The organism is Eggerthella hominis, from assembly GCF_014287365.1.
Taxonomy (GTDB): domain Bacteria; phylum Actinomycetota; class Coriobacteriia; order Coriobacteriales; family Eggerthellaceae; genus Eggerthella; species Eggerthella guodeyinii.
Genome location: NZ_JACOOA010000024.1, coordinates 1 through 517 on the forward strand (window position 1 = coordinate 1; position 517 = coordinate 517).

At 64.4% G+C, this 517-nt stretch carries 1 protein-coding gene; it reads right to left on the reverse strand.

The genetic code is table 11. The features are described from left to right. Positions 1–517 (reverse strand): aldehyde ferredoxin oxidoreductase C-terminal domain-containing protein (locus H8S61_RS17245; protein ID WP_301332085.1); only part of this gene is annotated, 517 nt, incomplete at both ends.

The window sequence follows — 517 nt, forward strand, 5'->3', positions numbered from 1 at the left end:
GTCGTGGACGTTGCGCATGTCGTTCTCGCCCATCGTGCCGTCGTCCTTCGTCATGCCGCGCACGGTGTTGGCGCGCTGCAGCGTCATGATCTTGGCGCCGGCCTGGTACAGGTCGTCGGTGGTCACGTCCTCGCCGGTGACGGCCTTGAAGAACTTGGCCTCCAGGTCGAGGTCGCCGCGGTAGTCGCGCGACTTCGTCGGGCTCATGGTCATCGGCCACACCCAGTTGCACAGCGTCAGCGAGTCGTGCAGCACGTCGGTGACGATGCTCCACCAGGCGAAGTTCGCCTTGCGCTCGTTCATGGGGGTGTAGTTCTTGTTCTGGTCGATGGCGTCCTTGCCGCCCCACACCTCCTCGGCGATCTGCTGCTTCAGCTCGAAGGGCAGGCCGCAGCCCTGGAAGTTCACGGCGGAGTGGATCATGTCGTCGCGGTTGAACATCATGTTGTACACGCCGCCCACCTGGCCGAAGCACTCGATGGCGTGGTGCACGGGCCAGCCGCGGTAGTTGATCAGC